The organism is Cytobacillus sp. OWB-43, assembly GCF_034651445.1.
GTDB lineage: Bacteria > Bacillota > Bacilli > Bacillales > Cytobacillaceae > Cytobacillus > Cytobacillus kochii.
The window spans coordinates 420,115-440,340 of sequence record NZ_JAYEFF010000001.1 but is presented as its reverse complement, the minus strand read 5'-3'; the positions used below and the strand labels follow the sequence as shown (position 1 = coordinate 440,340).

The window sequence follows — 20,226 nt, the reverse complement described above, 5'->3', positions numbered from 1 at the left end:
CCGCCACTTATTTATGCAAATGCTTTCCCCCATGCTTGCGGGTCTTTTCTCCATTCAGTTAATACTGCAAAATCGGATGCCTCGATTGTCCCTTGATTCTTTGCAACTTCTTTTAATGATTCAAAATCGGAAAGTGTGTGAACGGAAACATTTGCTGCCTGAAGTAACTCTTCGCCTTTTGCTAATTGATAAGTAAAAATAGCGACAACCCCTAGAACTTCACACCCTGCCTCTCTTAGTGCTTCGACAGCGTTGATCACACTGCCACCTGTCGAAATTAAATCTTCGACGACGACAACTTTTTGCCCTTTCTCCGCTTTCCCTTCAATTTGTTTGCCTTTACCGTGAGCTTTCGCCTTTGACCGAACATAGCACATCGGTAAATTCATCCGATCACTTACCCATGCAGCATGTGGAATGCCTGCAGTCGCTGTCCCAGCAATCACCTCAACGTCTGCATAATGTTCCTCAATAAGTGCTTGGAGCCCTTGCGCAATTTCATTTCTTACTTTAGGATAAGCTAATGTTAAACGATTATCACAGTAGATTGGTGATTTAAGACCAGATGACCACGTAAAAGGATCTTTAGGATTTAGTGCGACTGCTTTAATAGTTAATAAACTTTCTGCTATTTGTTTTTTCATACGGAAATACCCTCCCAAAGATTCTTGATTTGATAATAGGCAGCAAGGGAATTAGATGCTCTAGTAATGGATCGCCCTACGACGATTGCTGAAACACCTTCAGCTCTGGCAAAATCAGGTGTTGCCACTCTTTTTTGATCTTGCTTGTCGTCAGTCTCCATTCTTATTCCTGGTGTCACGGTCAAAAAATCAGCGCCCACCTTCTTGGCAATTTGTTTGGCTTCAAAAGGCGAACAAACCACACCATCTAAGCCTGCTTGCTTTGTTATTTGGCTATAATGCAACACAGATTCATTTAAAGAAACAGGGATTAACTGTTCACTATTCATTTGCTGCCTAGATGTGCTCGTTAATTGCGTAACAGCAATAAGCTTTGCCCGTTCCTTTCCTTGCACTTTCCCTTCCTCAAGTCCTTCAACAGCTGCCCGCATCATCTCTATACCACCAGCTGCATGGACATTCACGAGATCACAACCGAGACGAGCAAGTCCTTTCATGGCACTTTTGACTGTATTCGGAATATCATGCAGTTTCAAATCAAGGAAAACTTGGTGGCCTTCAGCTTTTAATCGTTCCACAATTTGTGGACCTTCTTGATAATATAACTCCATTCCAACCTTTAAGAATAATTGCTCATTTGTGAAAGGTTTGAGAAAATCTTCCACTTGTTGACGGTTAGCAAAATCAAGCGCGATGATGAGTGAGTTTTTCAACTGTTTTCCAGCTCCTTCCGGTACATTCAGAAATATGATCAAATCCTAAAGAATGAATAAGTTCTGGCAACTCTGCTATGATTTTTGGGCAGATAAATGGATCAACAAAGTTCATCGTTCCCACTGCGACGGCGCTCGCCCCGGCATAAAAATATTCAATCACATCTTCAGCTGATTCCACGCCCCCCATGCCGATGATTGGAATCGCTACTTGTTGGCTTACCTCATGAATCATGCGAATAGCAACTGGTTTAATGGCCGGCCCAGAAAGACCACCCGTTTTATTGGCGATTACTGGTTTACCGGTCCTTATATCAATTCTCATACCAACAAGAGTATTGATCATCGTTAATCCGTCAGCACCACCTTGTTCAACAGCCTTTGCCATTTCAACGATATTTGTGACATTCGGCGAGAGTTTCACGTATACAGGAACAGCTGATACTTCCTTTACCTTCTTCGTTAATGATTGCGCAATTTCTGGCACGGTTCCAAAAGCAATACCACCTGTTTTCACATTGGGACATGAAATATTTAATTCAAGTGCATGGACATTCGGCGCTTGCGAAATTTCTTTTGCCACCTCGATATAATCTTCTTCCATTGAACCGGCGACATTAGCTATGATTGGTACATCAAACTGCGAAAGCCACGGTAATTCTTCCTCTACGACTTTCGTCAATCCTGGGTTTTGCAGGCCGATCGCATTCAGCATTCCGGCAGATGTTTCCGCTACCCTTGGTGTGGGATTACCGAATCTTGCATCTTTCGTTGTTGCCTTAATCATAATCGCACCGAGCTGACTTAAATCAAACAAGTCACTATATTCTCTACCGAAACCGAAGCAACCAGATGCCGGCATTATTGGGTTTTTCAACTCAAGCCCTGGTAAACTAATATTCAAAGCGCTCATATGACAACCTCCCCTGCCTTAAAGACTGGCCCATCGCTACAAACCTTTTTATAAGACACGCCTGTGGGATCTTCTGCTGTATGGCATACACAGGCAAAGCAAGCACCGATTCCACAACCCATTCTCTCTTCTAATGATAAAAATACTTTTTTATGTCTATATTCTTGTTCAAGTGCTCGGAGCATGGGCGTTGGCCCACAAGTATACAAAACATCGAACGTTATATTTTCATTCTTAATAATATCTGTGACAAATCCTGAATAAGCGTAACTACCATCAGCAGTCGCGATAAAAGTAGGACCTAATTGTTTAAACTCTTCTTCATAAAAAACAGCATTCTTTGTTTGATGCCCGAGGACATGAATAACTTTTACACCATTGGCAGTTAGTCTTTGCGAAAGTTCATATAGCGGGGGGACTCCAATACCGCCACCGACAAGCAATGCCGTATCAGAAGCGTCCGTCTCCTCTACAGGAAATCCGTGACCAAGCGGACCTAATACATCAAGAAGGTCGCCTTGTTGTAACGTTGCTAACAAGCGTGTACCTTTTCCTTCTGCACGATAGATCATCGTGAAAGTCTGTTCGTCTTGATTGATATTTGCAATCGAGATGGGCCTTCTTAGAAGCGGTGAAAGACCACTATTCACTTTCAAATGAACAAATTGTCCTGGCTCTTTCATTTCATGAACAAGCTCACCTTTTACGGTGAGCTCATAAATATTTGTTGCGATTTCTGTTTGATCAATCACTTGACATAATTCTTGTTTGATCATAAGAAAACCGCCTCCTGTACTGCTTTTTCTTCTAAATTATTCATTGCATCAGCAGAGAAAGTCATCGATTCAATTACTTGGAGAATGGCATCTGCTGTATCTAAGGATGTTAAACATGGGACCCCATTTTCAACCGATTCTCTACGAATTCTAAAACCATCTCTTGCTGGCTGCTTCCCTTTTGTTAAGGTGTTTATAACAATTTGCGCTTGACCGTTTCGGATGACATCAAGTAAATTTGGTTCATCTGTGCCAATTTTATTCGTAATATCAACCGGTATACCCGCACTTTGAAGATATTCTGCCGTTCCACTGGTTGCCATCAATCTATAACCGATAGAGGCAAAGCGTTTTGCTAGACTCAAAGCTTCTTCCTTATCTTTATCTGCTACAGTCATTAAAACCGTGCCATATGGATAAATTTTCATACCTGAAGCAACTAATCCTTTATATAATGCTTTCTCAAGCGTTTGATCTTTGCCCATCACTTCACCAGTTGATTTCATTTCTGGTCCAAGCGTAATGTCAACTCTCCTCAGTTTCGCGAAAGAAAATACCGGTACTTTAACGTATACGCCGGCTTTCTCCGGCACTAAACCATTTTCATACCCTTGACTTTGTAATGTTTCTCCTAAAATAACCTTTGTTGCAATTTTTGCCATTGGTACATTTGTAATTTTACTTAAGAAAGGTACCGTTCTACTTGAGCGAGGGTTCACTTCTAGCACATAGACTTCACCTTTTGAGATGACATATTGGATATTTAACAATCCGATAATGCCAAGCCCTTTTGCCAATCTCTCGGTATAATCAACCAGCTTCGCCTGAATGCTTTGGCTAATATTTTGCGGAGGATAGACAGCAATTGAATCACCTGAGTGTACGCCAGCTCGTTCGATATGTTCCATAATCCCAGGAATCACTACCGTTTCTCCATCACTAATCGCATCCACTTCGATTTCTTTACCAGTTAAGTAACGATCGATTAATACCGGATGTTCAGGATTTACTTTTACAGCATTCTTCATGTACAGCAGGAGTTCTTCTTCTTTGTAGACGATTTCCATCGCGCGACCACCTAGTACATAAGATGGTCTGACTAGAACTGGATAGCCGATATCAGTCGCGATCTCCACTGCTTCTTCAACCGATAATGCTGTTTTTCCTTCTGGCATCGGAATGTCTAATTTGTGCAATGCATGTTCAAACTTGTCGCGGTCTTCTGCACGATCAAGATTTTCAAGTGAGGTTCCTAAGATTTTCACTCCTCGTTCAACAAGTCCTGCCGCTAAATTGATCGCCGTTTGGCCACCGAACTGAACGACAACCCCTTCAGGACGTTCAAGGTCGATGATATGCATGACGTCTTCTATTGTTAAAGGTTCGAAGTAGAGCTTATCCGAAATACTGAAGTCAGTTGACACGGTTTCTGGATTGTTGTTAATGATGATCGCTTCATATCCTGCCTCTTTAATTGCCCAAACGGCGTGGACAGTGGAATAATCGAATTCTACCCCTTGACCAATTCTAATCGGACCAGACCCTAATACGAGCACGCTTTTTCTATCTGTTACAACAGATTCGTTCTCATCTTCATATGCTCCGTAATAATAAGGTGTTTCCGACTCAAATTCAGCTGCACAAGTATCGACCATTTTATAAACTGGTGTAATGCCCGCATTTTTTCTCTTTTCATAGACTTCTCTTTCTTCCATTGACCATATTTGTGCAATTGTTGTATCAGCAAACCCTAGTTTTTTTGCTGCCTGCAAGATTTCTAGATCACCAATATTCGCCGCTAATTGATCTTCCAGCTTAACAATTTTATTGAATTTGTATAAGAAAAACAAATCAATTTGGCTCCATTCATGAATGGTTTCAATGGTGACACCGCGCCTTAATGCTTCTCCGATATAGAATAATCGTTCGTCGCCTGCTTTACGAATCCGCTTTTGTAAAAGGGCATCATCTATTTCGTCTCCATTTTGTAATGCGAGATGATGAACATTTGCTTCTAGTGATCGGACAGCTTTTAAAATCGATTCTTCAAAGTTTCGACCAATCGCCATGACTTCCCCAGTTGCTTTCATTTGTGTCCCTAATGAACGGTTAGCCGATTCAAATTTATCAAAGGGCCAGCGAGGAATTTTGGTAACGACATAGTCCAATGCTGGTTCAAAGCTGGCATAAGTTTTCCCTGTTACCGGGTTCATCATTTCATCCAAAGTTAATCCGACAGCGATTTTCGCTGCCAACTTCGCGATCGGGTAGCCAGTTGCTTTAGAGGCTAAGGCAGAAGAACGGCTAACCCTCGGGTTTACTTCAATAATGTAGTAATGGAAACTGTAAGGGTCAAGGGCTAATTGTACGTTACAGCCCCCTTCAATGCCGAGTGCTCTAATAATTTTGAGCGAAGCGTTTCTTAACATTTGATATTCACGATCACTTAACGTTTGGCTCGGCGCGACGACAATGCTGTCACCAGTATGGACGCCTACAGGATCAATGTTCTCCATGTTACAAACAACGATGGCATTATCATTTGAATCTCTCATAACCTCGTATTCTATTTCTTTAAAACCAGCAATACTTTTCTCTAACAAACATTGCGTCACCGGGCTGTTTTTCAAACCGCTTATAACAATTTCATTTAGTTCTTCTTCGTCGTGGCAAATACCTCCACCTGTTCCACCTAGTGTGAAAGCAGGTCTGACGATGACTGGGTAACCAACAATTTCAACAAATTGTTTGGCCTCTTCTAGCGTGTGAATAATTTCACTATCTGGTACTGGTTCACCGAGCTCATTCATTAATGTACGGAATAAGTCGCGATCTTCTGCTTGTTCAATAGCCGAAAGTTTCGTACCTAATATCTCGACATTACATTCTTCTAATACGCCTGATTTGGCCAATTCAACCGCCAAGTTTAAACCAGTCTGACCACCTAATGTTGGCACGAGCGCATCTGGACGTTCTTTCCTAATAATTTTACTCACAAACTCAAGTGTTAAAGGTTCGATATAGACTGCATCAGCAATCTCTGTATCTGTCATGATCGTTGCTGGATTCGAATTAACGAGAATGACTCGATATCCTTCTTCTTTTAGAGCGATACAAGCTTGTGTACCCGCGTAGTCAAATTCTGCTGCTTGCCCAATGACAATCGGTCCTGATCCAATTACAAGTATGCTTTTTATGTCTGTACGCTTTGTCATTGATAAACACCTTCCTGTCTGTTCATTTCAATTAGTGTTAAAAACTGTTCAAAAAGTCCGTTGGCATCTTCAGGTCCGGGTGAAGCTTCTGGATGATACTGTACAGTGAAAGCAGGGTGCACTTTATGCTTTAACCCTTCAACCGTGCCATCATTTAAAGCAATATGTGTTATTTCAAGTTCTGTCTGTGTAATCGATGCTTCATCTACAGAGTAGCCGTGGTTTTGTGAAGTGATCGCAATCTTACCTGTAGCCAATTCCTTTACAGGATGGTTCGATCCACGATGACCAAATTTCATCTTTTCCGTATTGGCCCCGCAAGCGAGCGCAAAGATTTGATGTCCAAGACAAATGCCGAACAGTGGAACTTTCCCAAGAATCTCTCTAACCATCTCAATTGCTTGTGGCACATCTTTTGGATCCCCAGGGCCATTTGATAACATGATGCCATCAGGACTTAAATTTAAGATTTCTTGTGCAGTCGTGTTGTATGGAACAACAATGACGTCACAATCTCTTTTATTCAATTCTCTTAAAATCCCGTGTTTCATACCAAAATCAACTAATACTACTCTTCTGCCACGCCCTGGTGATGGGTAAGGCGTTTTTGTTGATACTTGTTTTACTTGATCGACTCGCAGTTTGGTTGCTTTCATTTTTTCTAATATCTCGGCAACATTTTCTTCCATGCTACAAATCGTCCCTTTTAAAGTTCCTGCTTTACGGATGATTCTTGTTAATTTTCTCGTATCAATCCCAGCGATGCCTGGAATGTCTTTCATAGAAAAGTACTCAGCAAGCGATTGTTGATGACGAAAATTTGAAGGATATTCCGCTGCTTCTTTCACAATGAAGCCACTGATAGCTGGATGAATGGATTCAAAGTCATCACGGTTAATACCATAATTACCTATTAACGGGTAAGTTAAAGTAACGATTTGGCCACAATATGAAGGGTCAGATAACACTTCTTGGTATCCTGTCATGCCTGTATTAAATACGACTTCACCCATCGTTTGTTTACCACTACCAAAGCCTTCACCAATAAATACTGTGCCATCTTCTAAAATTAATTGTCTTTTCACGCTGTTACACTCCCCTTTTTAAAGACTACCTTTCCAGCAACAATTGTCGTAGTTGGCCAACCTTTACACTTCCAACCAGCAAACGGTGTATTTTTACCTTTTGATAAGAAGGTATCAGGATCAATTGCTTCTTCCTTTTCTAAATCAAGCAATACAATATCCGCCCTGCTTCCTTTTTGTAATAGTCCTCTATTTAAAGAGAAAGATTCAGCTGGTTTTCTTGTTAAGAAATCGATGAGTTGCTTTAGTGTGAAAATACCTTTCTTAACAAAGTTCGTATAAAGAAGTGGAAAAGCTGTCTCCAATCCTACAATACCGAATGGTGATAATGTCATCCCTTCAGCCTTCTCTTCTGCTGCATGCGGGGCATGGTCAGTTGCGATAAAATCGATTGTCCCATCTAGTAGACCCTCTAACAGCGCTTCTTGATCGTCTTTGCCTCTAAGTGGAGGATTCATCTTATAGTTTGTATCAAGACCAGGGATATCTTCTTCTGATAATAATAAGTGGTGTGGTGTCACTTCTGCCGTTACTTTAATACCTGCCCTTTTGGCATCTCTTACCACCCGAACCGATTCTTTTGTGCTAATATGACAAACATGATAATGGCAATTTGCTGCCTCTGCTAATAGCACGTCTCTTGCAATATGCACAGATTCACATACTGAAGGGATACCATTTATACCTTGTGCTTTTGAAAACTTCCCTTCATGAACAGCTCCTTTATGAATTAGTGTATTTTCCTCGCAATGAGCGACAATTGCCATATCTACTTCAGCTGCTTTCTTCATGGCTGAATACATCATATCAGCTGACTGTACGCCAACCCCGTCATCAGTAAAAGCGAATGCCCCTGCTTCTTTAAGTGCTGCAAAATCTGTTAGTTCGACTCCAGCTTCTCTTATAGTGATAGATGCATATGGTAATACTTCTACTACGCCTGTTTCAGTGATTCTTTTATGTAGTGTCTCCATTTGTTCCTTACTATCTGGTACAGGTCTTGTATTAGGCATTGCAGCAATTGTAGTGAATCCGCCTCGTGCCGCTGCCTGTGTACCAGTTGCAATTGTTTCTTTATGTTCACCACCCGGTTCGCGCAAATGGACATGAAGGTCGACAAATCCTGCTGTTACAAGTTGACCTGTTGCATCAATGACCTCATGATCATTTACTACGATGGATTCACCGATTTCTTCAATCTTCCCATCATTAATTAACACATCCTGTTGAAGTAACTCCCCTTCATTAGTAAGCAATTGACCATTTTTGATGATGATTCCCATTACGCTCTCCCCTTTCAAATTGTTCAATTATTCTTTTTAATACCGCCATTCTAATAAATACACCATTTTGCATTTGTTTGAAAATTCTTGATCGTCCACACTCAACTAGACTGTCTGCAATCTCTACGCCGCGGTTAACTGGTGCAGGGTGCATAATAATGCTGCCCTTTTTCATCATTTTCTCCCGTTCAAGTGTTAACCCAAATGCTTTATGGTATTTTTCAGCGTCCCATCTACCACCTTCATGACGTTCATGCTGTACCCTAAGCAGCATGATAACATCAGCTTCTTTGACCGCTTTATGGATAGACACATATTGTCCATGTTGTGCCATGTCTTGATCGAACCATATTTCTGGTCCTGAGAAAATTACGTTCGCACCTAACCGATTTAAGCTCTCTGCATTTGACCTGGCAACACGGCTATGACGTAAGTCACCAACGATGGCTACCTTTAACCCTTTAAAGCTACCGAATTCTTGTTTGATCGTTAGTAAGTCAAGCAAAGACTGTGTTGGATGATGGCCACATCCATCGCCTGCATTAATAATCGCACTATTGGTTTTCCCAATCAGTTGATCAAAATAACAATTCTCATTATGCCTGATGACAGCTAGTTGAACACCAATTGCTTCAAGCGTCTTTACTGTGTCATAGAGCGTTTCACCCTTTGACACACTAGAAGTACTCACTTCAAATGGAATAATATCTAAGCCCAATCTTCTTTCAGCTACTTCAAAGCTACACTTTGTTCTTGTACTATTTTCAAAAAAGAGATTAGCGATAAAAACTTTGTTTTTAGGTTTCCACATTTTACCGTTAATAAAATGCTCTGCATCGGCTAAAATCCCTTGAATTTCGTCTATTGTTAGATCAGTTGTAGTGAGACAATGTTCCATAAAAGACAGCCTCCTTTTTTTATTGAAACGTAAAGCTTGATCAACCTTGACTTCTTTGCTTTGCTATTAAAAAACACCTTGACAAAAACAAGTCAAGGTGTCGAATAAACATGAGTGTACAAAGGTGGGATTTTTCTTCCCACTTTGAACTGAGCTCTTCAACACCCTTATGAACCTCTCTGGATTCCTTTTAAAAGGCGTAATTAGTTTTCAAACATATTTTCATCTACATCCGGTTTACCCGGTAAGACTAAGTTGAGTATAACCCCAGCAATTGCAGCAATCGCCATTCCCTCTAAGTTGAATACCCAAAGTTGTAAATGCGCGCCGCCAATTCCTAATACTAGGATAACAGAGGCGATAGCTAAGTTACGGTTATTACCAAAGTCCACTTTATTATCTACAAGCATCCTTAACCCTGAAGAAGCTATGATACCGAATAGAAGGATTGAAACACCGCCCATAACAGGTGTCGGTATTGAACTTATTAAAGCTGTTACTTTTCCGACAAAACCGAAGACGATGGCAATCACTGCTGCGCCTGCAATTACATAAACACTGTAAATTTTGGTGATCGCAAGTACACCGATATTTTCTCCATACGTTGTTTTCGGTGGCCCACCAATGAGAGCTGATAACATGGTTCCCATCCCATCACCTAAGATTGAGCGATGTAAGCCTGGGTCTTTAATATAGTCTTTGCCAACGACTTTTCCGAGTACAAGTTGATGACCGATATGTTCAGAAAGAGTGACAACAGCTACTGGAATCATCAATAGAGCAAGATCAAGAGTAATTCTGACATCATAATCCATTACAGGAAAGATAAATTCAGGCATTTCAAACCATGCAGCTTTTGCAACAACCGAGAAGTCAACAATACCAATCATGAGTGAATATACATAACCGATAATTATACCAGCAAGAATCGGAATCATTCCAAACATACCTTTTCCATATACTGAGATAACTACTGTAGCAGCAAGTGTAATTAAAGCTGCCGAGAAGTGAAGCATGCTATATTCTCCTGTTACGGGGTTGTTCATGGCCATGTCTATCGCTGTTCCTGATAACGCAAGTCCAATAACGATAATAACAGGTCCTGTAACAATTGGTGGTAATAATTTTAAAATCCAACGATAACCTGCTTGCTTAATAATAAGAGCGACAATCCCATAAACGAGACCTGCCATAAAGCTCCCTATCATAGCAGCACCAGGTCCACCTTCGAGCTGTGCCGTCTGTATAGGGATAATAAATGCGAACGACGAACCTAGATAAGCAGGTACTTTCCATTTTGTAATCATTAGGAAAGCAAGTGTGCCGATACCACTTGAGATTAGTGCAATGGCCGGACTTAATCCTACTAAGTATGGTACTAAGATGGTTGCACCAAACATGGCGAATAAATGCTGTAAACTGAGAGTGAGCCAATGTACTGGCGTTGGTTTATCATGTATGTCTAATACTGGTTTATTCATGGTGGTATTTCTCCCCTTTAATATAAAACCCTCTTTGCCTGCGGACAAAGAGGGTTGGTAAGCATAGACAGGAGCAGTCTATTACTTCCCCCTTTGTCAGCCTCTCTGGACTGCATTTAAAAAGGGCTCATTTATTTTTCAAAAATACTAACTTGATCTGTTTGATCAATTTCATTTAGTTCGACAACTATTTTTTCTGAACTTGAAGTTGGAATATTTTTCCCCACATAATCGGCTCTAATCGGTAATTCTCTATGACCACGATCGACAAGCACACCCAATTGAATAGCTGAAGGTCTACCTATATCAATTAAAGCATCTAATGCTGCTCTTACCGTTCTTCCAGTATAAAGGACGTCATCAATGACAATCACTTTCTTATCGTTAATATCAATCGGGATATTTGAACCCTTAACAAGTGGTTCTTGATTAGCTGTCTTCTTTGATAAGTCATCTCTATATAGCGTAATGTCAATTTCACCAACCGAAACCTTGGCACCTTCAATTTCTTCTATTCGTTTTGCTAAGCGATTAGCAATATAAATTCCTCTTGTCTTAATTCCAATAAGCACACAATCCTCTATGCCCTTATTCTTTTCAATCATTTCATGAGCTATTCTTGTCAGTGCTCTTCTTATCGCTTGTTCGTCCAGTACAATGGCTTTTTGTGACATCTTTTTCACCTCATTTTATACTAAAAAACCCTCTCACCTAAGGATGAGAGGGTAAACGATTGTACTTTATTTGAACATACAACAACCGTATGTTCATACCGTTTCCTTCCCAGCCTCACGGGACTGTTCTTAAAGGACTTATTTAACTGAATTCATCTTATAACACTTCAACTTATGTGTCAACAATTATTTTTTCAACATAGCAATTAGCTGTTTAAAATCAGCTGGCAATGGTGCCGTAAATTCAAGGTACTCATCTGTTCTTGGATGATTAAATCCTAACACACCTGCATGAAGCACTTGTCCTCCGAATTCAAGCGTTTTTCGCGGTCCATATTTCGGATCGCCAGCTAATGGAAAGCCAATATATTTCATGTGAACACGGATTTGATGCGTTCTTCCCGTTTCGAGCTGACATTCTATCAAAGTAAAATCTTTAAAACGATCGATAACATTAAAATGCGTTACAGCATGTTTGCCACCATCCACAACCGTCATACTTTGACGATCTTTCGTATCTCTGCCAATTGGCGCATCAATTGTGCCATGATCATGATTGACAACGCCGTGAACAATCGCTTTGTATTTTCTCGTCACCGTCTTATTAACTAGTTGCTCTACTAACTTCTCATGGGCAAGATCATTTTTAGCAACCATCAGAAGGCCGGAAGTGTCCTTATCAATGCGATGGACAATACCTGGTCTCATAACCCCATTTATACCTGATAAGTCTTTACAATGTGCCAATAATCCGTTTACCAATGTACCTGTTCCATGTCCAACCGCAGGGTGTACAACCATTCCCCTCGGTTTATTGACAACTAAAACATCACTATCTTCATAGTAAATATCCAAATCCATATCCTCAGCAACTACATCTAATGGCTCTGGATCAGGAATAATAATATCAAGATGGTCTTCATTTACTACTTTATAATTTGTTTTCACTTTATTACCATTGACAAGCACATGTCCTGCTTTTATCCATTCTTGCACTTGTGTTCTTGACCATTCTGCATTCAGATTAGCCAGCACCTTATCAATTCGATCACCCGCTTGATTATCGGTGACATTATGTTCCACTTTGCTCATTTGCTTTCTCCTTTTTCACTTCTCTTTCCTCTCGTATCATCTGTATTAATAACAACACGACACCTACACATAGAGAGGAGTCCGCAACATTAAATATCGGGAAGTTATATCCGAACGGGAAAGTATGAATAAAATCAACCACTTCTTTTCGCCAAAGACGATCAATAAAGTTTCCAATTGCACCACCTAATATAAGTGCTAATGAGAGCTGAAGAAGCCATTTTCCCTTCGCATGTGTTTGCATATAATAAATGATTCCGATGATGACAATAACAGTAATCAAATAAAAGAACCACATTTGACCTTCTAATATTCCCCAGGCTGCACCTGTGTTCCGATGGGAAGTAATATACAGAAAATCTTCAATGACAGTAATACTTTCACCAAGCGTAAAATTCTTGACAATTAACCATTTAGTCCATTGATCAAAAGCAATAATCAATAAAGCGATTATGTAGAAAAACACAAAGGCAACCTCCAATATTCATTTGTATACCTTTGCATTTTAGCATAAACCCATAAAAAACGGTAGCTTTGCTCTTTAAGCGATCGTTTTAATCATATAGGGCTTTACGATAGAACCTTTTAAGAGACTGACAATCGTCCATTGTTTTCAGCGTAGGGATTAATGTTAATAAATCCTCTGGCAAAAACTCACCAGAAATTTCACATGTGCCGAATTGGCCATTTTCATACTTCTCAATTGCCTTTTCAACATCATATAGTTCATCTAATATCATTTCATTTATAAAGGGGTGAAGATTACTTTGCATTAACCTCTCAAGTAACTCTTGTCTCGTATTACGAAGCTCTTCAATTAGTGGAATAACATGTGGTTGATTGTTCAAAAAAATCCCCCTTCATCCTACAAGATTGTTCATAAAGTTATTATGAGCAACTGGCTAATTTTGAACGCCTCTAAAGATTTTACAAGCTGAACAAGTTTTGCAGGTTGAGGAAAATTTTATTAGTTTTTACTCATTATCATGAAGGATTAAAATGGAAAGTGTGAAAAGCCGAGACATTATAAAAACCATGCACTAACGTACTTGCTTTATGGTAAAAATCATTTTTAGCTTTACTTCATTTTCTATCTTCATTAATCCTTTTTATATAATTAGAAAAAGACCCGAACGGTTAGTCCGGGCCAAAAATATGGTAGTACTTTTTAACCTACTGCCACTTAGCTCAAATGGCTATAGTTTTCTTTTACGACAGTAGCACAACGTGGGCAAAGTGTTGAAAATTCATCTACTTCCCCTACTTCTGGTGTGACAGTCCAACAACGTTCACATGTTTCGCCTTCAGCTTTGGAAACTAGGATTGCTACATTGTCAAATTTATGTGCTTCATTTGGTGCTTGTTCTAAGCTGCCTGCCACTTCAAATGCAGAAACGATAAAGAGTTGTGGTAGGCTTTCTGAAATAGAATCAAGTAATGAATTGGTTTCGTTATCGACATACAACGTTACTTTTGCTGTCAATGATTTACCGATTACTTTTTCATTTCGTGCTTCTTCTAGAGCTTTTAGGACATGATTTCTTAATTTCATGAATGCTGTCCATTTTGCCGTTAATTCTTCCGCATTGGCAAAAGTTTCTACTGACGGCATATCAGTCAATTGAACACTCATCTCCTCCACATTTGGAATGTGACGCCAAACTTCATCAGCTGTATGAGAAAGAATCGGTGATACAAGCTTAGTAAGGGCAACTAAGCTATCATAAAGCACTGTTTGAATCGCACGACGATCATGTTGATCTTGCGCTTCAATGTACAATACATCTTTCGCAAAGTCTAAATAGAACGAACTTAAGTCTAATGTGCAGAAATTATTCACAGCATGGTAAATACCTGCAAATTCATAGTTCTCATATGATTGAAGCGATGTTTCGATTAGTTTATTTAACTTCACTAACATAAACTGATCGACTTCACGTAAATCATCATAAGAAACTCGATGTACTGCTGGATCAAAATCAGCTAAGTTTCCTAATAAGAAGCGGAAAGTGTTTCTAATTTTACGGTAAACTTCTGCTACTTGTTTTAAGATTGGATCAGATACTCTTACATCTGCTTGGTAATCAACTGATGCAACCCAAAGTCTTAAAATATCTGCACCTAATTGGTTCATCACTTTTGAAGGTACAATGACATTACCAATTGATTTACTCATTTTTCTACCTTCACCATCTAAAACAAAGCCGTGACTTAAGATGCCTTTATATGGTGCTTTACCAGTTACAGCGACACCTGTTGATAATGATGAGTTAAACCAACCTCTATATTGATCAGATCCTTCTAGATAAAGGTCTGCTGGTCTTTGTAAATCTTCACGTTCTAGCAATACAGCTTGATGCGAAGAACCGGAATCAAACCACACATCCATAATATCAGTTTCTTTTGTAAATACTCCATTTGGGCTACCTGGATGAGTAAATCCTTCAGGCAATAATTCCTTTGCCTCTTTTTCAAACCACACATTAGAACCGTGCTCTCTAAATAGGTTGGATACATGATTAATGGTTTCGTCTGTAATAATCTCTTCTCCATTTTCTGCATAGAAGACAGGAATTGGCACACCCCATGCGCGCTGTCTAGAAATACACCAATCGCCACGATCACGAACCATATTATAAAGCCTTGTTTCGCCCCATGCTGGTGTAAATGTTGTATCATTAATTGCTTGCAATAATTCCTGTCTAAAATCTTTAATTGACGCAAACCATTGAGCCGTTGCACGGAAAATAACTGGTTTTTTTGTGCGCCAATCATGTGGATAAGAATGCTTGATAAAAGAAAGCTTCAATAACGCGCCAACTTCTTCTAATTTTTCAGTGATTGGTTTATTCGCCTTATCATAGAAAAGACCTTCAAAGCCAGGCGCTTCTTCTGTCATTACCCCTTTATCATCTACTGGACATAATACATCTAAACCATATTTAGAGCCGATGTAAAAGTCGTCTTCACCATGTCCTGGAGCCGTATGAACACAACCAGTACCAGCGTCTGTAGTTACATGGTCACCTAGCATAACAAGTGAATCACGGCCATATAATGGATGTTCAGCAGTCACATATTCTAAGTCACTACCTTGAATGGTTTGAACGACCTTAGGATTTTCCCAGCCAATCTCTTCTGATACAGCCGCTAGCAGGTCTTCAGCTACTAAATATTTTTCGTTATCCACTTCAACGACAACATATTTTAGTTTCGGGTGGACAGAAATACCTAAGTTAGCTGGCATTGTCCAAGGAGTAGTTGTCCAAATAACAATACGTACGTCATCAGTTAAAACATCTTTGCCATCTTTCACTTTAAATCCTACATAAATGGAAGCGGATTGCTTATCTTTATATTCAATCTCAGCTTCAGCTAATGCAGACTCAGATGATGGTGACCAGTATACAGGTTTCTTCCCTTTATAGATATAACCTTTCTTCGCCATCTCACCAAAAACTTTGATTTGTTGGGCCTCATAGGCAGGTTTTAATGTAATATAGGGATTTTCCCAATCTCCACGAACACCTAATCGCATGAATTGTTCACGTTGATTTTCGATTTGACCGTACGCATATTCTTCACAAAGCTTACGGAATTCTGCTACCGTCATTTCTTTACGTTTTACACCTTTATTCGTTAACGCTTGTTCAATGGGTAATCCATGCGTATCCCAACCAGGTACATATGGTGCATGGTAACCACTCATTGACTTATAGCGGTTAATGAAGTCTTTTAAAATTTTATTTAACGCATGTCCGATATGAAGATCGCCATTCGCATAAGGAGGACCGTCATGCAGGACAAACAACGGTTGATTTTTCGTGCGCTCAAGCACTTTTGCATAAATATCTTGTTCATTCCATTCTGTTTGCATTTCAGGTTCTCTTTTTGGCAGATTTCCTCTCATTGGGAAATCTGTTTTAGGCATTAATAAAGTATCTTTGTAATCCATAGCTCATTTCCTCCTCAACATACTACATAACATTATGACCAAAGTAGCGTTCATACATAAGGTACTCGGAAAAAACACAAAAAACCCCTCATCCCAAAAAAGGGACGAGAGGTTATATATTCCCGCGGTACCACCCTTGTAGATAGAGAAATTTCCTATCCGCTCAAAAATCAATTCGTAACGTGAACGTCTACGCCTTACTCTAACTTTTTAGCTCAAGTAAGGAACTCAAGGGTGATGTTCAAATTCTTCTCCTTAATATCAGGCTTTCACCTTCCCTGAATCGCTGAAGTGGAAATCCACTCTTTTAAGTAAGATAGAATGCTACTATCCCTGTCATCGTTTTATCATGTTTTTTCTAGATTATATGCGATAGGATACAACTTCGTCAAGTCGTCGTTCATCTTAAAAGATAAAAGTATCTTATACTCTAGACTCTTCTTCTTTTGTAGACTTTAATTCTGTTGTATCTAGCTCATATTCCATTAAGTGGTCCCAGTCATCATTCTGAAGCATATCTAATTGAGCTTCAATTAACATTTTAAAACGATTTCTAAATACTTTCGATTGCTTTTTCAAATCTTCTATATCTAGCGCAATCTTCCTTGCTTTAGATAATGATTCATTCACAATCCTATCGGCGTTTTTCTCCGCTTCCCGAATAATTAACTTTGCCTCTTTCTGTGCGTTTCGCTTCACTTCTTCGCCAGCTTCTTGCGCAACAACAATCGACTTATTTAACGTCTCTTCAATCGTATTAAAATGTCCGACTCTTTCATTTAAGTCGTTTAAACGCTCTTCTAATTCCTTCTTCTCACGAATAATGATTTCATAGTCTTTAATCACTTGATCTAAAAACTCATTTACTTCATCTTCATCATATCCACGAAAACCTTTGCTGAACTCTTTGTTATGAATATCTAATGGTGTTAATGGCATAAGGCCACCTCCTAGATCAGTTGGTCAAATTATGTACATTTGTTAACATGTAATTCGACAGTTTCTTGCAGATTCCTGCATAAAATTCGATACACTTTCAATTTTATATCGGTAAAACACTATAATCATTATAGCTAAAAAAGATTATTTTTGTATACCGACAACTACTTTCCATTTTTCTTTCTTCGTTTTTCCCTCTATCGCAATAACCTTACAGCGCCCATAGCCTCTTACTGAAATTGTATCACTCTCACGGCAATCGAATGCTACATTTTCTTTCATTGCCCAATTTACTTTTACTTTTTTTGCAGAAATGAGTTGTTGCGCCTTTTGTCTAGAAAAATTATAAATCGATGCAATAAGCGTATCAAGTCTTAAGGATGACATTGTAAAAACTTTTTCTTGCCACTGCTCTTTTGCATCGATAACAGATGAAAATGGCTTTTCTTCAAGTTGAACAGAAGCTTTCCCAACAGATTCTAATTGCATAGAAATATAAGAGGATACTTCCTTAGAGACAATTACTTGTATCGTATGACCTTCAAACAAAATATCTCCAAATTTACTTCTTTTCAATCCGAGTGACATCAGGCTTCCAAGTACTTGGGGATGCTCGATTAATACGAATTTATGCGGATAATTTACTTGGTATAACTCTAAGCGAAAATCGTCCATTTCCGGTATAAAATAATCAGGAAAAATAAGCGCGCGTTTTCTTTCAGCGTTTCTATGTCCACCGTCAAATTGGACGCGCACATCACTTTGAGAACCAATGATGGTGTGTAAAATATCTTGTTCCCTTGGATCGAGAAAATCTGTAAGCTTAGGCGCATACGTTTGTTCAACCGTTTGTCGCCAACTTAACACTTGATCAATAAACTCTCTCTCTTCCATACGAAAATGTTGATATATATTTGACATTAGCTTACTCCTTTAAAACTGGTTAGGCAAGAAATGCCTAATTTCTCGCTTACCCCTATGTTTACAATTGTATAATAGTATAACATTTATTTTTTTATTTGTTTTACAACTGTCTTAGAATCCGATGATTTGTTATTGATAAAAACAAAATACGAGCTAAGCATTAGCTCGTATTTTTTACATCATCCAAAAAAATATTTGTCTTATTCCGGATGTAGCTAAATTTAATACTAATATCGCTACAATCGGCGAAATATCTAACATCCCACCAATTGGCGGAATGACACGTCTAAATGGTTCAAGAAATGGTTCACAAATTTTTGTTAACATTTGCCCAATACTAGATTCTCTTGCATTCGGAAACCATGACATGAGTATGTATATAATCAATGCCCATGAATAAATCTCCACGGCTGTTATAATAATCGAAAATAAAGTTGCCATATTTAATTTACCACCTCGAGTTTTCTTCTTCATGTTCCTGAATCATTTGTGAAATATTCCCAGATACTTCAACGTTTTCAGGTGTACATAAAAAGATGTCCATTCCAATTTTTTGTATATCTCCACCAATGGCATACACAGTTCCACTTAAAAAATCAACAATGCGCTTTGCCTGGCTTTTATCAATTCTTTGGAGATTAACCACAACTGCTTTTCTATTCTTCAATTGATCAGCAATTTCTTGAGCTTCAGCATAGACCCGTGGCTCCACAAGGACAACTTTTGATGATTTTTGCTGACCGCCTTGTCCTTGAACGGATTGTAAACTTACGACATTTTGTTTTGTTGCAGCGTGCTGCCTTTGAGAAGTCCGCACAGAGGTTGTTTCTTGCTCTTCTTTACGATCCCTACTATTAGCGTAATCATCTTCTCTTGTCTCATAGTTGTCTTCTTCGTCATCTAAAAAGAAATATGATTTAAACTTTGATTTTATACTCATCTGCACCTAGCCTCCTTACTTTTCTTTTCCAACTAAAGCCGTTCCTATACGGACCATTGTTGCCCCTTCTTCAATAGCAATTTGATAATCATTGGACATCCCCATTGATAATTCTTTACACGGTGCATGAGATAATTGAAGGGATAATACTTCTTTCTGAATCAACTTCAAATTTCGAAAACAATTTCTTAATACTGTCTCATCACTTGTAAATGGTGCCATTGTCATAAGACCAACTACTTCTATTTGTTTAAAATCTGACAGTGATTTAACAAAAGGAATGATTTCTTCTTTGGATAACCCTTGCTTCGAATCTTCTCCAGACACATTAACTTGTACAAAGCATTTAATTGGTTTATTCGCTCGCTTTTCAATCTCTTTTGCAAGAGATATGCGATCTAATGAATGGATATAATCCACTTTATTGATGATATTTTTTACTTTTCTAGATTGTAAGCTTCCGATATAATGCCAAACAGCCCCATTTTTAATGACAGCTTGTTTTTCTAATAGGCCTTCATCGCGATTTTCCCCAAGGTTATTAACCCCCGCTGCAATTGCCTCCTGCGCTCTTTCTGTTGATACATATTTTGTCACAGCGATAATTTTCACTTCATCACTAGAACGATTAACTTTCTCACAAACAGCTTGTATATTTTCCTGTATATTCTCTAGGTTTGTTTGTACATTCAAG

At 39.0% G+C, this 20,226-nt stretch carries 19 protein-coding genes and 1 other annotated feature; all 19 genes read right to left on the bottom strand.

Annotated features, from left to right (window positions below; genetic code table 11):
* Positions 1-11: 11 nt before the first annotated feature.
* Positions 12-644, bottom strand: coding sequence for an orotate phosphoribosyltransferase (gene pyrE, locus U9M49_RS02290; RefSeq protein ID WP_322909212.1), 633 nt, complete (start codon positions 642-644; stop codon positions 12-14).
* Positions 641-1,357, bottom strand: coding sequence for an orotidine-5'-phosphate decarboxylase (pyrF, locus tag U9M49_RS02285; protein ID WP_095369587.1), 717 nt, complete (start codon positions 1,355-1,357; stop codon positions 641-643). The genes pyrE and pyrF overlap by 4 nt, the downstream gene beginning before the upstream one ends.
* Positions 1,329-2,270: a dihydroorotate dehydrogenase gene (locus tag U9M49_RS02280; protein WP_095369588.1), complete on the bottom strand. Its 942-nt coding sequence runs from the start codon at positions 2,268-2,270 to the stop codon at positions 1,329-1,331. The genes pyrF and U9M49_RS02280 overlap by 29 nt, the downstream gene beginning before the upstream one ends.
* A complete protein-coding gene (locus U9M49_RS02275; protein WP_095369589.1) occupies positions 2,267-3,046 on the bottom strand; it encodes a dihydroorotate dehydrogenase electron transfer subunit in 780 nt (259 codons plus the stop codon). The genes U9M49_RS02280 and U9M49_RS02275 overlap by 4 nt, the downstream gene beginning before the upstream one ends.
* Entirely contained in the window at positions 3,043-6,261 is a 3,219-nt protein-coding gene (gene carB / locus U9M49_RS02270) for a carbamoyl-phosphate synthase large subunit (RefSeq protein WP_095369590.1), read from the bottom strand. The genes U9M49_RS02275 and carB overlap by 4 nt, the downstream gene beginning before the upstream one ends.
* Complete coding sequence (locus U9M49_RS02265; RefSeq protein ID WP_322909211.1) at positions 6,258-7,346, bottom strand: carbamoyl phosphate synthase small subunit; 1,089 nt, start codon at positions 7,344-7,346, stop codon at positions 6,258-6,260. Before U9M49_RS02265 ends, carB begins: the two co-directional genes overlap by 4 nt.
* Complete coding sequence (locus U9M49_RS02260) at positions 7,343-8,629, bottom strand: dihydroorotase (protein WP_095369592.1); 1,287 nt, start codon at positions 8,627-8,629, stop codon at positions 7,343-7,345. Before U9M49_RS02260 ends, U9M49_RS02265 begins: the two co-directional genes overlap by 4 nt.
* Positions 8,592-9,527: an aspartate carbamoyltransferase catalytic subunit gene (locus U9M49_RS02255; protein ID WP_095369593.1), complete on the bottom strand. Its 936-nt coding sequence runs from the start codon at positions 9,525-9,527 to the stop codon at positions 8,592-8,594. The genes U9M49_RS02260 and U9M49_RS02255 overlap by 38 nt, the downstream gene beginning before the upstream one ends.
* Before the next feature lie 203 nt (positions 9,528-9,730).
* Entirely contained in the window at positions 9,731-11,008 is a 1,278-nt protein-coding gene (locus tag U9M49_RS02250; RefSeq protein WP_095369594.1) for a uracil-xanthine permease family protein, read from the bottom strand.
* A 131-nt stretch (positions 11,009-11,139) separates the two neighbouring features.
* A complete protein-coding gene (gene pyrR / locus U9M49_RS02245; protein ID WP_095369595.1) occupies positions 11,140-11,682 on the bottom strand; it encodes a bifunctional pyr operon transcriptional regulator/uracil phosphoribosyltransferase PyrR in 543 nt (180 codons plus the stop codon).
* A gap of 186 nt (positions 11,683-11,868) precedes the next feature.
* The gene (locus U9M49_RS02240) at positions 11,869-12,774 is read right to left on the bottom strand and encodes an RluA family pseudouridine synthase (protein WP_095369596.1); all 906 of its coding nucleotides are present in this window, start codon (positions 12,772-12,774) and stop codon (positions 11,869-11,871) included.
* On the bottom strand, positions 12,755-13,240 hold the full coding sequence (lspA, locus tag U9M49_RS02235) for a signal peptidase II (RefSeq protein ID WP_095369597.1): 486 nt from the start codon (positions 13,238-13,240) through the stop codon (positions 12,755-12,757). Before lspA ends, U9M49_RS02240 begins: the two co-directional genes overlap by 20 nt.
* A gap of 88 nt (positions 13,241-13,328) precedes the next feature.
* Entirely contained in the window at positions 13,329-13,622 is a 294-nt protein-coding gene (locus tag U9M49_RS02230; RefSeq protein ID WP_224938549.1) for a hypothetical protein, read from the bottom strand.
* 335 nt (positions 13,623-13,957) lie between these two features.
* The gene (gene ileS, locus U9M49_RS02225) at positions 13,958-16,729 is read right to left on the bottom strand and encodes an isoleucine--tRNA ligase (RefSeq protein WP_095369598.1); all 2,772 of its coding nucleotides are present in this window, start codon (positions 16,727-16,729) and stop codon (positions 13,958-13,960) included.
* A gap of 97 nt (positions 16,730-16,826) precedes the next feature.
* Positions 16,827-17,078: a binding site (T-box leader), on the bottom strand.
* A gap of 74 nt (positions 17,079-17,152) precedes the next feature.
* On the bottom strand, positions 17,153-17,668 hold the full coding sequence (locus tag U9M49_RS02220) for a DivIVA domain-containing protein (RefSeq protein ID WP_095369599.1): 516 nt from the start codon (positions 17,666-17,668) through the stop codon (positions 17,153-17,155).
* A 144-nt stretch (positions 17,669-17,812) separates the two neighbouring features.
* Entirely contained in the window at positions 17,813-18,589 is a 777-nt protein-coding gene (locus U9M49_RS02215; protein WP_095369600.1) for an RNA-binding protein, read from the bottom strand.
* Positions 18,590-18,766: 177 nt separating this feature from the next.
* Complete coding sequence (locus U9M49_RS02210) at positions 18,767-19,033, bottom strand: YggT family protein (protein WP_095369601.1); 267 nt, start codon at positions 19,031-19,033, stop codon at positions 18,767-18,769.
* 7 nt (positions 19,034-19,040) lie between these two features.
* Positions 19,041-19,532 carry a cell division protein SepF gene (locus tag U9M49_RS02205; protein ID WP_095369602.1) on the bottom strand — a complete coding sequence of 164 codons (492 nt, stop codon included), beginning with the start codon at positions 19,530-19,532 and terminating at the stop codon, positions 19,041-19,043.
* Positions 19,533-19,547: 15 nt separating this feature from the next.
* Positions 19,548-20,225, bottom strand: coding sequence for a YggS family pyridoxal phosphate-dependent enzyme (locus U9M49_RS02200; protein WP_095369603.1), 678 nt, complete (start codon positions 20,223-20,225; stop codon positions 19,548-19,550).
* Position 20,226 lies beyond the last annotated feature (1 nt).

What these genes read in the sequence shown, in the direction of transcription:
- pyrE (WP_322909212.1), bottom strand. Translation starts at nt 644, where the DNA reads ATGAAAAAACAAATAGCAGAAAGTTTATTAACTATTAAAGCAGTCGCA.
- U9M49_RS02280 (WP_095369588.1), bottom strand. Translation starts at nt 2,270, where the DNA reads ATGAGCGCTTTGAATATTAGTTTACCAGGGCTTGAGTTGAAAAACCCA.
- U9M49_RS02275 (WP_095369589.1), bottom strand. Translation starts at nt 3,046, where the DNA reads ATGATCAAACAAGAATTATGTCAAGTGATTGATCAAACAGAAATCGCA.
- carB (WP_095369590.1), bottom strand. Translation starts at nt 6,261, where the DNA reads ATGACAAAGCGTACAGACATAAAAAGCATACTTGTAATTGGATCAGGA.
- U9M49_RS02260 (WP_095369592.1), bottom strand. Translation starts at nt 8,629, where the DNA reads ATGGGAATCATCATCAAAAATGGTCAATTGCTTACTAATGAAGGGGAG.
- U9M49_RS02255 (WP_095369593.1), bottom strand. Translation starts at nt 9,527, where the DNA reads ATGGAACATTGTCTCACTACAACTGATCTAACAATAGACGAAATTCAA.
- U9M49_RS02250 (WP_095369594.1), bottom strand. Translation starts at nt 11,008, where the DNA reads ATGAATAAACCAGTATTAGACATACATGATAAACCAACGCCAGTACAT.
- pyrR (WP_095369595.1), bottom strand. Translation starts at nt 11,682, where the DNA reads ATGTCACAAAAAGCCATTGTACTGGACGAACAAGCGATAAGAAGAGCA.
- U9M49_RS02240 (WP_095369596.1), bottom strand. Translation starts at nt 12,774, where the DNA reads ATGAGCAAAGTGGAACATAATGTCACCGATAATCAAGCGGGTGATCGA.
- ileS (WP_095369598.1), bottom strand. Translation starts at nt 16,729, where the DNA reads ATGGATTACAAAGATACTTTATTAATGCCTAAAACAGATTTCCCAATG.
- U9M49_RS02220 (WP_095369599.1), bottom strand. Translation starts at nt 17,668, where the DNA reads ATGCCATTAACACCATTAGATATTCATAACAAAGAGTTCAGCAAAGGT.
- U9M49_RS02215 (WP_095369600.1), bottom strand. Translation starts at nt 18,589, where the DNA reads ATGTCAAATATATATCAACATTTTCGTATGGAAGAGAGAGAGTTTATT.
- U9M49_RS02210 (WP_095369601.1), bottom strand. Translation starts at nt 19,033, where the DNA reads ATGGCAACTTTATTTTCGATTATTATAACAGCCGTGGAGATTTATTCA.
- U9M49_RS02205 (WP_095369602.1), bottom strand. Translation starts at nt 19,532, where the DNA reads ATGAGTATAAAATCAAAGTTTAAATCATATTTCTTTTTAGATGACGAA.